Origin of the sequence: Streptomyces sp. NBC_00388, from assembly GCF_036061255.1 — a bacterium.
Lineage (GTDB): Bacteria > Actinomycetota > Actinomycetes > Streptomycetales > Streptomycetaceae > Streptomyces.
Map to the genome: position 1 here is coordinate 3,067,346 of NZ_CP107948.1, position 15,168 is coordinate 3,082,513.

General features: G+C 69.6%; 14 protein-coding genes, 1 tRNA gene and 1 pseudogene. 12 read left to right on the top strand and 4 right to left on the bottom strand.

Annotated elements, in window-relative coordinates; all coding sequences use genetic code 11:
* Position 1 precedes the first annotated feature (1 nt).
* Positions 2 to 532: a YwqJ-related putative deaminase gene (locus OG917_RS13830; RefSeq protein ID WP_328317895.1), complete on the top strand. Its 531-nt coding sequence runs from the start codon at positions 2 to 4 to the stop codon at positions 530 to 532.
* A gap of 10 nt (positions 533 to 542) precedes the next feature.
* Positions 543 to 1,061: an SUKH-3 domain-containing protein gene (locus tag OG917_RS13835; RefSeq protein ID WP_328317896.1), complete on the top strand. Its 519-nt coding sequence runs from the start codon at positions 543 to 545 to the stop codon at positions 1,059 to 1,061.
* Between the two features lie 157 nt (positions 1,062 to 1,218).
* On the opposite strand, the gene OG917_RS13840 is transcribed toward OG917_RS13835, so the two are convergent.
* The gene (locus OG917_RS13840) at positions 1,219 to 2,538 is read right to left on the bottom strand and encodes a sensor histidine kinase (RefSeq protein WP_328317897.1); all 1,320 of its coding nucleotides are present in this window, start codon (positions 2,536 to 2,538) and stop codon (positions 1,219 to 1,221) included.
* 151 nt (positions 2,539 to 2,689) lie between these two features.
* On the opposite strand from OG917_RS13840, the gene OG917_RS13845 reads away from it, so the two are divergent.
* The 7 genes from OG917_RS13845 (at position 2,690) to OG917_RS13875 (ending at position 8,474) form a co-directional block, all read left to right on the top strand.
* The gene (locus OG917_RS13845; RefSeq protein WP_443059075.1) at positions 2,690 to 3,556 is read left to right on the top strand and encodes a hypothetical protein; all 867 of its coding nucleotides are present in this window, start codon (positions 2,690 to 2,692) and stop codon (positions 3,554 to 3,556) included.
* Positions 3,557 to 3,567: 11 nt separating this feature from the next.
* Positions 3,568 to 3,638: transfer RNA gene (locus OG917_RS13850), tRNA-Gln, on the top strand.
* 108 nt (positions 3,639 to 3,746) lie between these two features.
* Positions 3,747 to 5,234: a bifunctional UDP-N-acetylglucosamine diphosphorylase/glucosamine-1-phosphate N-acetyltransferase GlmU gene (gene glmU / locus OG917_RS13855; protein ID WP_328317899.1), complete on the top strand. Its 1,488-nt coding sequence runs from the start codon at positions 3,747 to 3,749 to the stop codon at positions 5,232 to 5,234.
* A gap of 139 nt (positions 5,235 to 5,373) precedes the next feature.
* Positions 5,374 to 6,351: a ribose-phosphate diphosphokinase gene (locus tag OG917_RS13860; RefSeq protein ID WP_328317900.1), complete on the top strand. Its 978-nt coding sequence runs from the start codon at positions 5,374 to 5,376 to the stop codon at positions 6,349 to 6,351.
* A 178-nt stretch (positions 6,352 to 6,529) separates the two neighbouring features.
* Positions 6,530 to 7,117 carry a 50S ribosomal protein L25/general stress protein Ctc gene (locus tag OG917_RS13865; protein ID WP_328317901.1) on the top strand — a complete coding sequence of 196 codons (588 nt, stop codon included), beginning with the start codon at positions 6,530 to 6,532 and terminating at the stop codon, positions 7,115 to 7,117.
* 184 nt (positions 7,118 to 7,301) lie between these two features.
* Complete coding sequence (gene pth, locus OG917_RS13870; RefSeq protein WP_328317902.1) at positions 7,302 to 7,895, top strand: aminoacyl-tRNA hydrolase; 594 nt, start codon at positions 7,302 to 7,304, stop codon at positions 7,893 to 7,895.
* A 114-nt stretch (positions 7,896 to 8,009) separates the two neighbouring features.
* Entirely contained in the window at positions 8,010 to 8,474 is a 465-nt protein-coding gene (locus OG917_RS13875; RefSeq protein WP_328317903.1) for a hypothetical protein, read from the top strand.
* A gap of 243 nt (positions 8,475 to 8,717) precedes the next feature.
* On the opposite strand, the gene ppc is transcribed toward OG917_RS13875, so the two are convergent.
* Entirely contained in the window at positions 8,718 to 11,453 is a 2,736-nt protein-coding gene (gene ppc, locus OG917_RS13880; protein ID WP_328317904.1) for a phosphoenolpyruvate carboxylase, read from the bottom strand.
* A 237-nt stretch (positions 11,454 to 11,690) separates the two neighbouring features.
* On the opposite strand from ppc, the gene OG917_RS13885 reads away from it, so the two are divergent.
* From OG917_RS13885 to OG917_RS13895, 3 genes and pseudogenes are all read left to right on the top strand, one after another.
* Positions 11,691 to 12,674, top strand: a complete 984-nt coding sequence (locus tag OG917_RS13885; RefSeq protein WP_328317905.1) for an acyl-CoA desaturase — start codon at positions 11,691 to 11,693, stop codon at positions 12,672 to 12,674.
* Complete coding sequence (locus OG917_RS13890) at positions 12,671 to 13,357, top strand: TetR/AcrR family transcriptional regulator (RefSeq protein ID WP_328317906.1); 687 nt, start codon at positions 12,671 to 12,673, stop codon at positions 13,355 to 13,357. The genes OG917_RS13885 and OG917_RS13890 overlap by 4 nt, the downstream gene beginning before the upstream one ends.
* Before the next feature lie 43 nt (positions 13,358 to 13,400).
* Positions 13,401 to 13,868 (top strand): annotated as a pseudogene (locus tag OG917_RS13895) (Uma2 family endonuclease); the annotation flags it as partial.
* A gap of 70 nt (positions 13,869 to 13,938) precedes the next feature.
* Here the strand turns inward: OG917_RS13895 and OG917_RS13900 are convergent.
* Positions 13,939 to 14,301: a glyoxalase gene (locus OG917_RS13900; RefSeq protein WP_328317907.1), complete on the bottom strand. Its 363-nt coding sequence runs from the start codon at positions 14,299 to 14,301 to the stop codon at positions 13,939 to 13,941.
* Positions 14,298 to 15,086, bottom strand: coding sequence for a trans-aconitate 2-methyltransferase (locus tag OG917_RS13905; protein WP_328317908.1), 789 nt, complete (start codon positions 15,084 to 15,086; stop codon positions 14,298 to 14,300). Before OG917_RS13905 ends, OG917_RS13900 begins: the two co-directional genes overlap by 4 nt.
* Between the last annotated feature and the right edge of the window lie 82 nt (positions 15,087 to 15,168).

Below are 15,168 nucleotides of genomic sequence, written 5' to 3' on the forward strand. Positions count from 1 at the left end.
CATGCACACCGCACAGACACCACACACGTCGCAGTCACCACAGACCGGGGCCGCCGGCGACCCACGCCTGCGCTGGAGCAGCACCGAATCCCGCCCGCCCCGACTCCGCCACCGCAGGGACGGCATCCTCCCCACGGTGGCCGCAGCGCTCTCCGTCCGCGGGGCCGACACCCTCACCTCCACCGCGGGCAAGGCCGACCAGCCCCCGACGCTCCACCCCCTGGTCCAGGACTTCCTCACCACCCTCACCAGCGGCCAGCGCGAACGATTCACCGGACGCTGCCCCGAAGCGATCCTGCTCTCACGCCACCTCACCGGCGTCGAAGGCACCCGCTCCAAACGCGCCTCCCGCAAACCCCTCACCAACGGCGAAGCCCGCCGCACCCTCAAACACGCCAAAATCACCGCCCGCCACATCCGCGAGGACGGCGACCCCCTCCACGGCACCTACGCACCCCCTTGCCGCTCCTGCACGGCGATGCTCGCCCACTTCGGCGTACGCGCAGTCGACCCCACCACCGAGAAGGGCTGAGCCACCGCCGATGCCGCCCCACCCGCAGGACGCACCCGACACAGCCGCCCTCCCGAGCACCCGCTTCCCCGAAACCGTCGACACCGCGCTGCGCGAAGCCGGCTGGCTCCCCGGCCGCTGGGACATCAGAGGCGCCGAACAGTGGGCCGACACCCTGCGCGCCCACACCTCACCCGCAGGCCACCAGCACGCCGTCTTCCCGGCAGCCGTCGAAGCCTGGGCGGAATTCGGCGGACTGCGCATCACCGGCCCCGCACCCGGCCGCCAGACAGCCCCTGCCCCCGTCAGGATCGACCCCCTCAGCGGCCTCCACCTCGCCCGCACCCTCGCCGACCTCGGCCGCGCACTCGACACCGAAATCGCCCCGCTCGGCGACGAAGGAGAGGGCCGGGCACTGCTCGCCATCGACTCCGAAGGCCGTACCTACAGCATCGACCACACCGGCGACTGGTACCTCGGCCACGACATCGACCAAGGCCTCACCACGCTCATCACCGGACTGCAGCCCACCCGGCTGGGCTCCGGCTGACCCCACCCGACAACCGGGCGGACGGACGGGCAGACAGGCAGACGGGCAGACGGGCAGACGGGCAGACGGGCAGACGGGCGGACGGGCAGGTATACGGACCAGCGGGCCGACAGCGCCACCCCCGGTCCCAGCGACGGTCACACCCGCCCGGCAGACCTCACACCCGCCCGGCGGGCCGCTGCTCCGGCAACACCGCCGACACCCGGAATCCCCCGGCCTCCGTAGGCCCCGAAACGAACACCCCGCCCAACGCCGTCACCCGCTCCCGCATCCCCACCAGCCCGTTCCCCCCACTCGGCAGACCGGCGTCCTCGGCCCCCGCGTCCGACGGACCGTTCTCGACCTGCAGCGCCACCTCACTGCCCCGGTGCGCCAGCCGCACCCGCGTCCTCGCCCCCGCCGCGTGCTTGTGCACATTGGTGAGCGCCTCCTGGACCACCCGGTACGCCGTCTGCTCCACCAACGCGTCATACGGAACGGCGGCACCCTCCACCAACAGCTCCACCGCCATCCCCGCCGCACGCGACTGCCCCACCAGCACATCCAGCTCGTCCAGACACGGCCCGTCCTCCACGGCCGCCGCCGCAGCAGCCGCCGCAGCCACCCCGACCGCAGCCAACGGCACCGGCGCCGGGGCCCTCACCGGCTCCCCCGAACGCAACACCCCGAGCATCTCCCGCAACTCCGTCAGCGCCTGCCGCCCCATGTCCCCCACCAGCGCCGCATTCCTCGACGCCTTGGCAGGGTCCTTCAACGCCACCGCCTGCAGAGCCGCCGCGTGCACCACCATCAGACTCACCCGGTGCGCCACCACGTCGTGCATCTCCCGCGCGATCCGCGTCCGCTCCTCGGTTCGCGCCCACTCGGCCCGCTCCTCGGCCCGGTCCGCCAGCAGGGAAAGCTCACGCTCCAGACTGTCCGCCCGCTCCCGCAGACTCTCCATGAGCCGGCGGCGGGCCCCTATGTACAGCCCGAACAACACCGGCGGGGCCGTCAGCCCCAGCGACATGAACACCGACCCGAGCACCACGAACAGCGGCCCCGGGCTCCCGTCCTCGGCCCCCACCCCGTGCCGCAGCCGCATGAACGTCACGATCAGCGTGCCGAGCGTCGCCATCACGGTCAGCGCACCCGTCAAACGGCGCGGCACGTCGGACGCGGCCAGCGTGTAGAGCCCGGCGATACCCATCAGGAAACCCATCTGGGCAGGCGTGGTGGCGATCGACACCAGCACCACAGCGATCGGCCACCGCCGCCTGAGCACCAGTACGAATCCGGCCAGCAGCCCGAACACCACGCCGAACGGCACGGGGAGCCCGGCCTGCCCGGAGAAGTCCACCCCCTCCAGCCCACACTCCAGGGCCGAGACGACGCCCAGCCCCACATCCAGCGCGGCACTGCGCCGCCGCTCCCACCACCACCAGCCACGGGTGGTCAGCCCCGTGGCAGTGGCGTTCTGCGCCCCCGTTGCGGTCATGGCAACCAGCGTACGGGCGGGCGCGCCCCTGCCTCACGAATTTCGATGTGGGAGGTTACGCGCATTACGCCCTGATCACTCGATCCAGTGAATCGAGCAGACTTTCGAGCCGGACGTCCGCATTCCGGACGAGTCTGTCACCGTGACCGATATCCGCAGCAAAAACAGCAAGTACTCCGACTTCGAAGGCCTGCGCGAACAAGCCATCGCGCTGCGCCGGGAGGGGCTCAGCCGCCGCCGGATCCGCGACCGGCTCCTCATCGACAACAACGACATCCTGAACCGCCTGCTGGAGGGCGAACCCGCACCCGGGCGGACCGAGCGCCCGAAAGCGAGAGACGACCTGCGGGCGAAGGCACGCGAACTCCGGCTGCAGGGCATGACGTACGACGGGATACAGGTGGAGCTGGGGTGCTCGAAGAGCTCGATCTCGCTCTGGGTGCGGGACCTGCCGAAGCCGCCCCGGCGCACACGAGAGGACGCCTCGGCGATCGCGAAGCGCGGCTGGGAGGCCACCCTTCAGCGGCGCGAGGTGGAACGGCAGCAGACCAGACAGGCGGCCCGGGACGAGATCGGCGCCCTGTCCGAGCGGGAACTGATGATCACGGGGGCCGCGCTCTACTGGGCCGAAGGGACCAAGAGCAAGTCGCACCGGCCGCAGGAGCGAGTGGTTTTCGTCAACAGTGACCCGCACATGATCGGGCTGTTCCTCGCATGGCTGCGCCTGCTGAAGGTAGACCCCGCCAACCTGAAGTTCCACGTCCACATCCACGAGACGGCTGACGCCTCCGCAGCGGAGCGCTACTGGGCTGATGCGGTGGACGGGGTCGGCTCGTTCGGCAAGACCAGCATCAAGAAGCACAACCCGCTGACCAACCGCCGGAACACCGGCGAGCGCTACCACGGCTGCCTCGTGGTCCGCGTAAACAAAAGCGCCGATCTTTATCGTCGCATCGAAGGCTGGTGGTACGGCATAGTAGGGGCTGCCCAATCGCCCGGTCACTGGAATCGGACATAAAGGGTGTTCAATCCCGGATCGTCTAAAGGCAGGACAATCGGTTTTGGTCCGATGAATGAGGGTTCGATTCCTTCTCCGGGAGCACAGAATTCGGGTCCTGACCTCCACGGTCAGGGCCCGCCCTCATTTCCGAGCCCCTGCCCCCCGGTATTCTGCGGACGTCCACCACCCGCACCCGAAGGGCACCACCGTGAGCGCCAATCCCCCCCAAGGTCTCGGATCCGCTCGAACAGGGGAGGTCCCCCTGGCCGCCGTCGTCGTTCTCGCGGCGGGTGCGGGTACCCGGATGAAGTCGGCCACGCCCAAGGTCCTGCACGAGGTCAGCGGGCGCTCGCTCGTCGGACATGTCGTCGCCGCCTCCCGCGAGCTGGCGCCCGAGCAGCTCGTCGTGGTCGTCGGGCACGAGCGCGAGAAGGTCCAGGCCCACCTCGCCGAGACCGACGCAGGCGTACGCACCGCCGTGCAGCAGGAACAGAACGGCACCGGGCACGCCGTCCGTACGGCGCTCGGAGAGCTGGGTGCGGCCCCCGAGGGCACCGTTCTCGTCGTCTGCGGCGACACGCCGCTGCTCACCGGTGCGACGCTGGCGGCGCTCGCCACGACCCACACCACGGACGGCAACGCCGTCACCGTACTGACCGCCGAGGTCCCGGACGCCACCGGGTACGGGCGTATCGTGCGCGACCACGCGACCGGCGCGGTGATCTCGATCGTCGAGCACAAGGACGCGTCCGAGGCGGAGTTGGCGATCCGGGAGATCAACTCGGGGGTGTTCGCCTTCGACGGGCGCCTGCTGGCGGACGCCCTGGGCAAGGTGCGTACCGACAACAGCCAGGGCGAGGAGTACCTCACCGACGTGCTGGGCATTCTGCGGGCCGCGGGGCACCGGGTCGGGGCGTCCGTCGCCGGTGACCACCGGGAGATCGTCGGGATCAACAACCGGGTGCAGCTGGCGCAGGCGCGTGCGCTGCTGAATGCCCGCCTCCTTGAGCGGGCGATGCTTGCCGGGGTGAGCGTCATCGATCCCGCGTCGGTCTTCATCGATGTGACGGTGACGTTCGAGCCGGACGCGGTGATCCACCCGGGTACGCAGCTGCTCGGCGCGACCCACCTGGCGGAGGGTGCGGAGGTCGGGCCCAATTCGCGGCTGAAGGACACCGTGGTGGGTGCGTTCGCGCGGGTGGACAACACGGTGGCGGACGGCGCGGAGGTCGGTGAGCACGGCCTGGTGGGTCCGTACGCCTATCTGCGGCCCGGTACCCGGCTGGGCACGCGGGGCAAGATCGGGACGTATGTGGAGACGAAGAACGCGACGATCGGCGAGGGCTCGAAGGTGCCGCATCTCTCCTATGTGGGGGACGCGACGATCGGTGAGTTCAGCAACATCGGTGCGGCCAGTGTCTTCGTGAACTATGACGGACAGGACAAACACCACACAACGATCGGGTCGCACTGCCGGACCGGCTCGGACAACATGTTTGTGGCTCCCGTCACGGTCGGGGACGGTGTCTACACCGCTGCGGGCTCCGTGATCACGAAGAGCGTGCCGGCGGGTGCGCTGGCCGTCGCCCGGGGCCAGCAAAGGAATATCGAGGGTTGGGTGGCCCGGAAGCGGCCGGGAAGTGCCGCCGCGCGGGCGGCCCAGGCGGCGTCCGGGGAGGCCGGCGGCGAAAGCTGACCGGAAACACGTGCGTTCATCTGCGCGTACCGTGATAGACGCATGCTCGGCTCACGGGCCGGGCCACCGGGGTACGCCCCGGGACATACCTCCGGCTGGCTCGCCCAGCAGCAATCAACACGTCTGAGGAGACTGTGCTGTGACCGGGATCAAGACGACCGGCGAGAAGAAGCTGATGCTCTTCTCCGGCCGCGCCCACCCCGAGCTGGCCGAGGAGGTCGCGTCCCAACTGGGGGTCGACCTGGTGCCGACTAAGGCTTTCGACTTCGCGAACGGTGAGATCTACGTCCGCTTCCAGGAGTCGGCCCGCGGTGCGGACTGCTTCCTGATGCAGAGCCACACGGCTCCCATCAATCAGTGGATCATGGAGCAGCTGATCATGATCGATGCTCTGAAGCGGGCGTCGGCCCGGAGCATCACCGTGATCGTGCCGTTCTACGGTTATGCGCGGCAGGACAAGAAGCACCGCGGCCGTGAGCCGATCTCGGCCCGTCTCATCGCGGACCTGATGAAGACGGCGGGTGCGGATCGTATCCTCACGGTCGATCTGCACACGGACCAGATCCAGGGGTTCTTCGACGGCCCGGTGGACCACCTGTTCGCGCTGCCGATACTCGCGGACTACGTGGGCGCGAAGGTGGACCGTTCCAAGCTGACCATCGTGTCCCCGGACGCGGGCCGGGTGCGCGTCGCGGACCGCTGGTGCGACCGGCTGGGTGCGCCGCTGGCGATCGTGCACAAGCGCCGTGACAAGGACGTCGCCAACCAGGTCACGGTCCATGAGGTCGTGGGTGAGGTGAAGGGCCGCGTCTGCGTCCTGGTGGACGACATGATCGACACGGGTGGCACCATCTGCGCCGCGGCGGACGCGCTGTTCGCCAATGGGGCCGAGGACGTCATCGTGACGGCGACGCACGGTGTGCTGTCGGGTCCGGCCGCCGACCGTCTGAAGAACTCCAAGGTGAGCGAGTTCATCTTCACGAACACGCTGCCCGACCCGGGCAACCTGGAGCTCGACAAGATCACGGTGCTGTCGATGGCGCCGACGATCGCCCGCGCGGTGCGTGAGGTGTTCGAGGACGGCTCGGTCACCAGCCTCTTCGAGGAGCAGGCGTAGCAGCGGTCTGAAGATCGATTTCTGGGACGGCCTCCCCGCCGGGTAGACTCACGGAGTTGCTCGGCGAGGGAGGCCGTACTCATGGGTACGGGGCTCCGTTATCGACGCGCTCTTCGTAGCAGGCCGCGATACGTGGCCGGGTGACCCATTCGTTTCCGTCACCTCCGAGGAGTGCCACATGGCTGAGGTCAAGCTCACCGCTGAAGTCCGTAGCGAGTTCGGCAAGGGCGCTGCCCGCCAGATCCGTCGCGAGAACAAGGTTCCCGCGGTCATCTACGGTCACGGTGCCGACACCGTGCACATCACGCTTCCGGGCCACGAGCTGATGATGGCGCTGAAGACCGCCAACGCGCTGCTCCGTCTGGACATCGAGGGCCGCACCGAGCTGGTCATCCCGAAGGCGATCCAGCGTGACGCCATCAGGCGCAACCTGACCCACGTCGACCTGCTCGCGGTCAAGCTGGGCGAGAAGGTCACGGTCGAGGTCTCGGTGCACGCCGAGGGCGACCTGGCGCCGGGTGCCAACCTGCTGGAGTACGTGCAGAACACCCTGACCGTCGAGGCCGAGGCCACGCACATCCCCGAGTCGGTCACCGTCTCGGTCGCGGGCATGGACGCGGGCGACTCGATCCTGGCGAAGGACGTTCCGCTGCCGTCGGGTACGACGCTTGCCACGGACGAGGACGCTGTGGTGATCCAGGTCGTGGCCGCGCAGGCCGAGGAGCCCGCCGCGGACGCCGATGAGGCTGCCGGCGCCGAGGCCTGAGCCTTGCGCTGATTTCCGTCGGCTGGTCCGGCGGTCCGGGGCCGTGGTGTCCCGGGGTGTGTCCGAAACCGCCGCTCGTACCGCAAGGTGCGGGCGGCGGTCGGCTGTTCACCGGCTTTCCCGGGCTTGGCCGGGGGGCCGGTTCCGCGCGGAGGCGCGGATTCATGCAGAGGGAGACGTGGGGATGACGCCCGATCCGACCGCTCCGTGGCTCGTCGTGGGCCTCGGTAATCCTGGCCCTGACTATGCGGCCAACCGTCACAACGTGGGGTTCATGGTGGCGGATCTGCTGGCCGAGCGGATCGGGGGCCGGTTCAAGGCGCACAAGGCTCGTGCTCAGGTCGTGGAGGGGCGGCTGGGACCGCCGGGACCTGCGAGCCGGCGGGTGGTACTGGCGAAGCCGATGTCGTACATGAACCTCTCCGGGGGCCCGGTGACCGGGCTGCGGGATTTCTACAAGGTGGGGGCGGCCCATATCGTCGCGGTCCATGACGAGCTGGACATCGAGTTCGGCACGTTGCGTCTGAAGCTGGGTGGCGGGGACAACGGTCACAACGGTCTGAAGTCGATGACGAAGTCGCTGGGGCCTGATTACCACCGGGTGCGGTTCGGTATCGGGCGGCCGCCGGGCCGGATGCAGGTCGCGGATTTCGTGCTGAAGGATTTTTCGCCCGCGGAGCGCAAGGAGCTCGGGTACTTCGTGGACCGGGCGGCGGATGCGGTGGAGGCGCTGGTCATCGAAGGGCTGGAGCGGGCGCAGACCACGTACAACTCCTGACGTGGGGGCCGGTGCGGCTTCGGGTGGGGTGTCCGGGTGTGCGCGCTGCCGGGTCGGCGGTGCGCGGCCTGACGGGTTGACCTGGCGTGGTCCTATGGCCAAGGATCGCGCCCCATGAAGCGGAGTCGCGGCATCCTGCTGTACGCGTGCCGGGCAGCCATGGGCTGTGTCGCGGTGCTGATCGTGGTGGCCGGGTTCTGGTCGTCGTGGGGGACCGCGCAGCATGTGCTGCTCGCGAAGGGCCGTGATCACGGGACACTGACGGTGGTCTCGTGTGCGGGTGACCTGTGTTCGGGGCCGTTTGTGCCGTCGGCCGGTTCGGCCGCCCACCGGGGGCTGGTGATCGACAGGTCGACGGCGGCGGAGAAGGGCGAGCGGCTGCCTGTGGTGGTCCGTCCGGGCAGCGATGAGGCGATCAGGACGGGCTGGGCGGGCGCGTTGCATGCCTGGGTGCCGCTGGGTGGTGCGTTGTTGCTCGCGGCTCTGGTGATCGGTGGCGGTCTGCGGTTGGCGCGTACGGCCTGGGTGGTGGGGGCGGCAGGGGCGGGGTTGCTGATCGCGGCGTTCGTGGCGCTCTGAGCCGCGCCTTGCTTCGGCGCCTGTCCTTCCGGCGTCTTCCGCCCGCGCCGGTTCTCCGGCGCTTTCTCCCCGGGCCTGCCCTTCCGGCGCCTCTTCTTCAGGCCCTCTTCTTCTCGCGTCGTCCCGGGCGTGCGGTGGCCCGGTGTGATCGGGGCGGATGCCCCGGGTCTCGGAAGGGCAGGTCGCGGAAAGGGCAGGGGGCCCGGGCGGTGTCCGCCCGGGCCCCCTGTCTTCGTCCGGGGGTCACCCCGTGTTGCGGAGCCCCGCGGCGACGCCGTTCACGGTGAGCAGCAGGGCCCGTGCGAGGGTCGGGTCTGCTTCTTCGCCGCGTTCGGCCGCTGCGCGCTGGCGGGCGAGCAGGGAGACCTGGAGGTACGAGATCGGGTCCAGGTAGGCGTCGCGGATGCCGAAGGTCTGCTGGAGTGCGGGGTGGGAGTCGAGCAGCTTCTGGCCGCCGGTCACGCGCAGGACTTCGCGGACGGTCAGTTCGTGTTCGGCTTCGATGCTGGCGTAGACGTGCTTGAGTTCGTCGGGCACGAGGGTGTCGACGTAGTGCTTGGCGATCCGCAGGTCGGTCTTGGCGAGGGTCATCTCGACGTTGGAGATGAAGTTCTGGAAGAAGTGCCACTTTTCGTGCATTTCATCCAGGACGGTGTCGAGTCCGGTCTCGCGCAGCGCCTTGAGGCCGGAGCCGACGCCGTACCAGCCGGGCACGATCTGCCGGGACTGGGTCCAGCCGAAGACCCAGGGGATGGCGCGGAGGCCGTCGAGCGAGACGCCCGAGCCCGGGCGACGGGAGGGCCGGGAGCCGAGGTGCATATCGGCGAGCTGGTCGACCGGCGTGGAGGCGAGGAAGTACGTCGGCAGGTCCGGGTCCTCGACCAGCTTGCGGTACGCGGCGTGCGCGGAGTCGGAGACGACGTCCATGGCGGCGTCCCAGCGGGCGAGCGCTTCGTCGGACTGGCGGGGCGCGGTGTGCAGGGCGGATGCCTGGAGGGTGGCGGCGACGGTCAGTTCGAGGTTCTCGCGGGCAAGGGACGGCACGAGGTACTTGTCGGAGATGACCTCGCCCTGTTCGGTGACCTTGATCTCGCCTTCGAGGGTGCCCCAGGGCTGGGCGAGGATCGCGTCGTGGGAGGGGCCGCCGCCGCGGCCGACGGTGCCGCCGCGGCCGTGGAAGAGCCGGAGCCGTACGCCGTAGCGGTGGGCGACGTCGCGCAGCCGGCGCTGGGCGCGGTGGATCTCCCACTGGCTGGTGGTGATGCCGCCGAACTTGGAGGAGTCGGAGTAGCCGAGCATGACCTCCTGGACGTCGCCGCGCAGGGAGACGAGGCGCCGGTAGGAGGGGTCGGCGAGCATTTCGTCGAGGATGACGTCGGCGGCGCGCAGCTCGTCGGTGGTCTCCAGGAGCGGGACGATGCCGATCTTGGCCCAGCCGCCGTGCAGGTCGAGCAGGCCGGCTTCGCGGGCGAGTACGGCGGCGGCGAAGACGTCGTCGGCGCCCTGGCACATCGAGATGATGTAGGACTCGATGACTTCGGGGCCGAAGCGCTCGAAGGCCTGCTTGATGGTGTGGAAGACGCCGAGTGTCTTCTCGCCCGCCGCGTCGAGGGGGGCGGGGCTGGGGGCCAGGGGGCGACGTGACCTGAGTTCCTTGGCGAGGAGCTTCTGGCGGTATTCGCGGGGCATGTCGGCGTAGCGCCAGGATTCTTCGCCGAGGCGGTCGAAGAGCTGGCCGAGTGCGTGGTGGTGGGCGTCGGCGTGTTCGCGGACGTCCATGGTGGCGAGCTGGAGGCCGAAGGCGGCGAGGGTGCGGATGGTGCGGTCCATGCGGCCGTCGGCGAAGAGTCCGCCCCGGTGGTCGCGGAGGGACGCCTGGATGAGGGTGAGGTCGCTGAGCAGCTCGGAGGTGCCGAGGTAGTCGCGGCCGTCACGGTGGGGGGTGCCCTTGGCGAGGCGCTCGCGGGTGTTGACGAGCTTCTGCCGGATGCAGGTGGCCTTGAGCCGGTAGGGCTCTTCGGCGTTGAGGCGCTTGTAGCGGGGGCTGATCTCGGGGAGGCGTTCCAGGTCGAGCTGGAGGGAGTCGAGGAGCTCCTGGGTGGCGCCGGTGTAGCGGATGGAGTTGGAGAGCAGTCCGCGCAGGTAGTCGATGAGCTCGATGGCGTCGGTGATGCCGTGTTCGTGCTGGAGGATCAGCACGTCCCAGGTGACGGCGGGGGTGACGTTGGGGTTGCCGTCGCGGTCGCCGCCGATCCAGGTGCCGAAGGTCAGCGGACGGGTGCCGGGGGGCAGCTCGACGCCGACGCGGTCGAGTTCGGCCGCGAGGTCCTCCAGGACGTCGCCGACGGCCCCGGCGTGCAGTTCGTCCAGGTAGTAGATGGCGTTGCGCGCTTCGTCGGCCGGTTCGGGCCGCACGACGCGCAGTTCGTCGGTCTGCCAGATGAGGTCGATGCTCTCGGCGAGCCGCAGGTCGTGCCTGCGCCGGTCGGCCTCGATGACGGGGGTTTCGAGGAGCTCGGCGATGCGGCGGAGCTTGTTGAGTACGGAGCGGCGGGCGGCTTCCGTGGGGTGTGCGGTGAAGACGGGCCGTACGTTGAGGTTGCGCACGGTGTCGCGCAGGTGCTCGGGGTCGGCGTCCTTGAGCCGGTCCGCGGTGCGGGCCAGCAGTCCGCCTTCGGCGGCGCGTACGGCGCGCATTTCGCGGCCGCGGTGCACCTGCTCGGTGACGTTCGCCAGGTGGAAGTAGGTGGAGAAGGCGCGCACCAGCTTGGCTGCGGTCTCCAGGCCGGTGTCTCCGAGCAGCTCGGCGGCTGCCTCGCCGTCCTCGCGGGTGAGGGCGCGGACGCGCTCGACCAGTTCGAGGAGTTCGGGGCCCTCCTGGCGTACGAGGGTCTCGCCCAGCAGATCACCGAGACGGCGGATATCGGCGCGCAGCTCGGGGCTGGCGGTCGGGTTGGAGGTCAGGTCGGCACTGCTCACAGGTGCGGCTCCTTGCAGTGTTGGCACGACTGGCAAAGGGGTCTGGGTGTCATTCCCAGAAGTCACAGAACGGACCGCGCTGTCCGACGACACGCACCAAGGATAGGTGTCCGCCTCGCCGGGACGTCCACAGGCCTCTTGCCGCGAGGCTGCTCGCTGACATACTTACGAGGCCGTAGGTTACGGAACCGTAGCCGGGCATCAGCCGCATTCCTCACCCCACGGGGGACGTCCCTTATGACCATTGGTCCCGATCTGATCGATGACGCCCAGACCCCGACCGGCCCGCCACTGCCCTCCGCGACGCTCGGCGGGGACAGCAAGGGCTCCGTAGAGCAGTTCGGTCTGCTGCTCTTCATCATCGTGCCGTTTCTCGCTCTCGCCGCGGCGGTGCCGCTGGCCTGGCGCTGGGGCGGTGTGAGCTGGCTCGATCTGGGGCTGCTCGTGGTGATGTATTACGTCGGGTGCCACGGCATCACGATCGGTTTCCACCGGTATTTCACGCATGGTGCTTTCAAGGCCAGGCGTCCGCTGCGCATCGTGCTGGCCATGATGGGCTCCCTGGCGGTCGAGGGGCCGCTGGTGCGCTGGGTGGCCGATCACCGCAGGCACCACAAGTTCTCCGATGCCGAGGGCGACCCGCATTCCCCGTGGCGGTACGGGGAGACGTTCCCTGCCCTGCTCAAGGGGTTGTGGTGGGCGCACATGGCGTGGATGTTCGATGAGGAGCAGACTCCGCAGCACAAGTACGCACCGGATCTGATCAAGGACCCGGCGCTCCGCTGGATCTCGCGGAACTTCATCTACTGGACGCTGGCGTCACTGGCGATTCCGCCGCTGGTGGGCGGCCTGGTGACGATGTCGTGGTGGGGCGCTTTCACGGCGTTCTTCTGGGGTTCGCTGGTCCGGGTGGCGCTGCTGCACCACGTCACCTGGTCGATCAACTCGATCTGCCACGCGGTGGGCCGGCGGCCGTTCAAGTCGCGGGACCGCTCGGGCAATGTGTGGTGGCTCGCGATCCTGTCCTGCGGGGAGTCCTGGCACAACCTGCACCACGCGGACCCGACATCCGCCCGGCACGGTGTGCTGCGGGGCCAGCTGGATTCCAGCGCCCGCCTGATCCGCTGGTTCGAGCAGCTGGGCTGGGCGTACGACGTGCGCTGGCCGTCGGCCGACCGGATCGACGCCCGGCGCAAGAGCGAGCTCACAGAAACGGCATGATGACAGACGTGGCGATCGAAGGCAGCAGTACCAGCGGCAAGAACCGCCCGCCCGCGGCCCGGCGTGCGCGCCGGGTCCGTATGACCGGGAAGGAACGCCGCGAGCAGCTGCTGGACATCGGCCGCACCCTCTTCGCCGCGAAGGGGTTCGAGGGCACGTCGGTGGAGGAGATCGCGGCGAAGGCCGGGGTCTCCAAGCCGGTGGTGTACGAGCACTTCGGCGGCAAGGAGGGCCTGTACGCGGTGGTGGTCGACCGCGAGATGCGTCAGCTGCTGGAGCTGGTGACGGGTTCGCTGACGGCGGGCCATCCGCGTGAGCTGTGCGAGCAGGCCGCTTTTGCGCTGCTCGACTACATCGAGGAGTACACGGACGGTTTCCGCATCCTGGTGCGGGATTCGCCGGTGGCCCAGTCGACGGGTACGTTCGCGTCGCTGATCAGCGATATCGCCACCCAGGTGGAGGACATCCTGGGGATGGAGTTCAAGGCGCGGGGCTTCGACCAGAAGCTGGCGCCGCTGTACGCGCAGGCGCTGGTCGGCATGGTGGCGCTGACCGGCCAGTGGTGGCTGGATGTGCGCAAGCCACCGAAGGCGGAGGTGGCGGCGCATCTGGTGAACCTGGCGTGGCACGGTCTGGACGGTCTGGAGCCGAAACCACGACTCATAGGGCACCGGAAGGGCTGACGGGGACGGTCCTGGCTGCGGTCCGATGGCCGTGGCATCACCTTTCGTAAGTCCACAGCGGGATTTTCACAGCACCATGATCGACCTGCTCATGACGGGCCTGCGGCGTACCGCACCCGGGCACCTCAAGGTCCGCCGGGAGATGACGGTCGTCCTGGACCGCCGCAACGGCCCCGAGCCCGACATCTCCGTCATCCGGGCGGGTGCCGTCACCGGCCCGGAGCAGACGAGCTTCGAGGCTGCGGATGTGCTGCTCGCCGTCGAGGTCGTGTCGCCCGACTCGGAGGCCCGTGACCGCGACACGAAGCCGCGCAAGTACGCGGCTGCCGGTATCGAGCACTTCTGGCTGGTCGAGATGACCGGCGAGAGCCGGCATCCGGTGGTGCGGGTGTACGAGCTCGACCCGGTGACCAAGGCGTATGCGCTGACCGGCATCCACCACGATCAGCTCAAGCTCGGCGTCCCGTACGACATCGGCATCGACATCACGCTGGACGCCCTGAAGGAGCTCTGGCCGGGCCTGGGGAGGCGTCTGGCATCCCCGGCGGTGCGGCGGGACGCGCTGTGGTCACCGAAGGCCGTCAGGCCACCGGCTCCAGGAACTCGATGCGGTTTCCGGCCGGGTCCCAGGAGTAGAAGCGGCGGTGGCCCGGCAGGTCGCCGTCCCAGACCACCTTCGCGCCGCGGGACTCCAGCAGCCGCCCGTACGCCTCGATGCCGGTGACGCGCAGCGCCGGGTGGGCCTTGGCCGAGGGGCGGTGGCCCTCCTCCATGCCGAGGTGCAGCTGGACCGGGCCGGACTGGAACCAGCAGCCGCCGCGGGCGGCGAGCACCGGTGGCTTGGGGATCTCCGTCATGCCGAGCACCCCGGCGTAGTACGCGCGCAGCTCGTCCTCGGTGCCGGGCGGGGCGCCGAGCTGGACGTGGTCGACGGCGGTGATCATCGGTGCTCCTTGCGGGCGACGGCGAAGATGCGGCGGAACGGGAAGACCGTGCCGTGCGGGCCCGGCGGGTAGGCCTCGCGGAGCCGGTCGCGGTATTCGGCGAGGAAGGCGGCGGTGGCCTCCTCGTCGCCGGCGAGCGCGGTGAGGACGGGGCGCAGCGCGGTGCCCTTGACCCAGTCGAGGACCGGGTCATCGCCGGTGAGGAGCTGGAGGTAGGTGGTCTCCCAGACATCCGCGGTGCAGCCGAGGCCGGTGAGGCGGGAGAGGTAGGCGGCCGGTTCCAGGACGGCGCCCGCCCGGTCGCCGACGCCGGAGAGACGGGGCTTCCAGCGCGGGGATTCGCGCAGTGCGGCGAGGATGGTGTGGCTGGGGGCGGTGAAGTTGCCGGGGACCTGGAAGGCGAAGGTGGCGCCGGGGGCGAGGGCGTCCAGCCAGTCGGGGAAGCGGTCCGCGTGGCCGGGGACCCACTGGAGCAGGGCGTTGGAGACGAGCAGGTCGTACGGTTCGGCGGGGGTCCAGGTGGCGGCGTCCGCGGGGGCGAAGCCGAGCCGGGGTCCGGCGTAGGTGCGGGCCTGCTCCAGCATCTGGGGGGAGTTGTCGAAGCCGGTGATCCGGGCGTGCGGCCAGCGTTCGGCGAGCAGGGCGGTGACGTTTCCGGCGCCGCAGCCGAGGTCGGCGATGGTGGCGGGGGTGCCGGGGATCCGGCCGATGAGGTCGTGGAAGGGGCGGGTGCGGTGGTCCGCGTGGCGCAGGTACTGCTGTGGATCCCAGAGGGGTGCTGTCATGGGTTCAGCATTCCCCCGGTTTTATCTCGATGTCAAGATAGTTGCTTCCAAGATAGTTGACGCCAAGAGACTTCATGTCGAC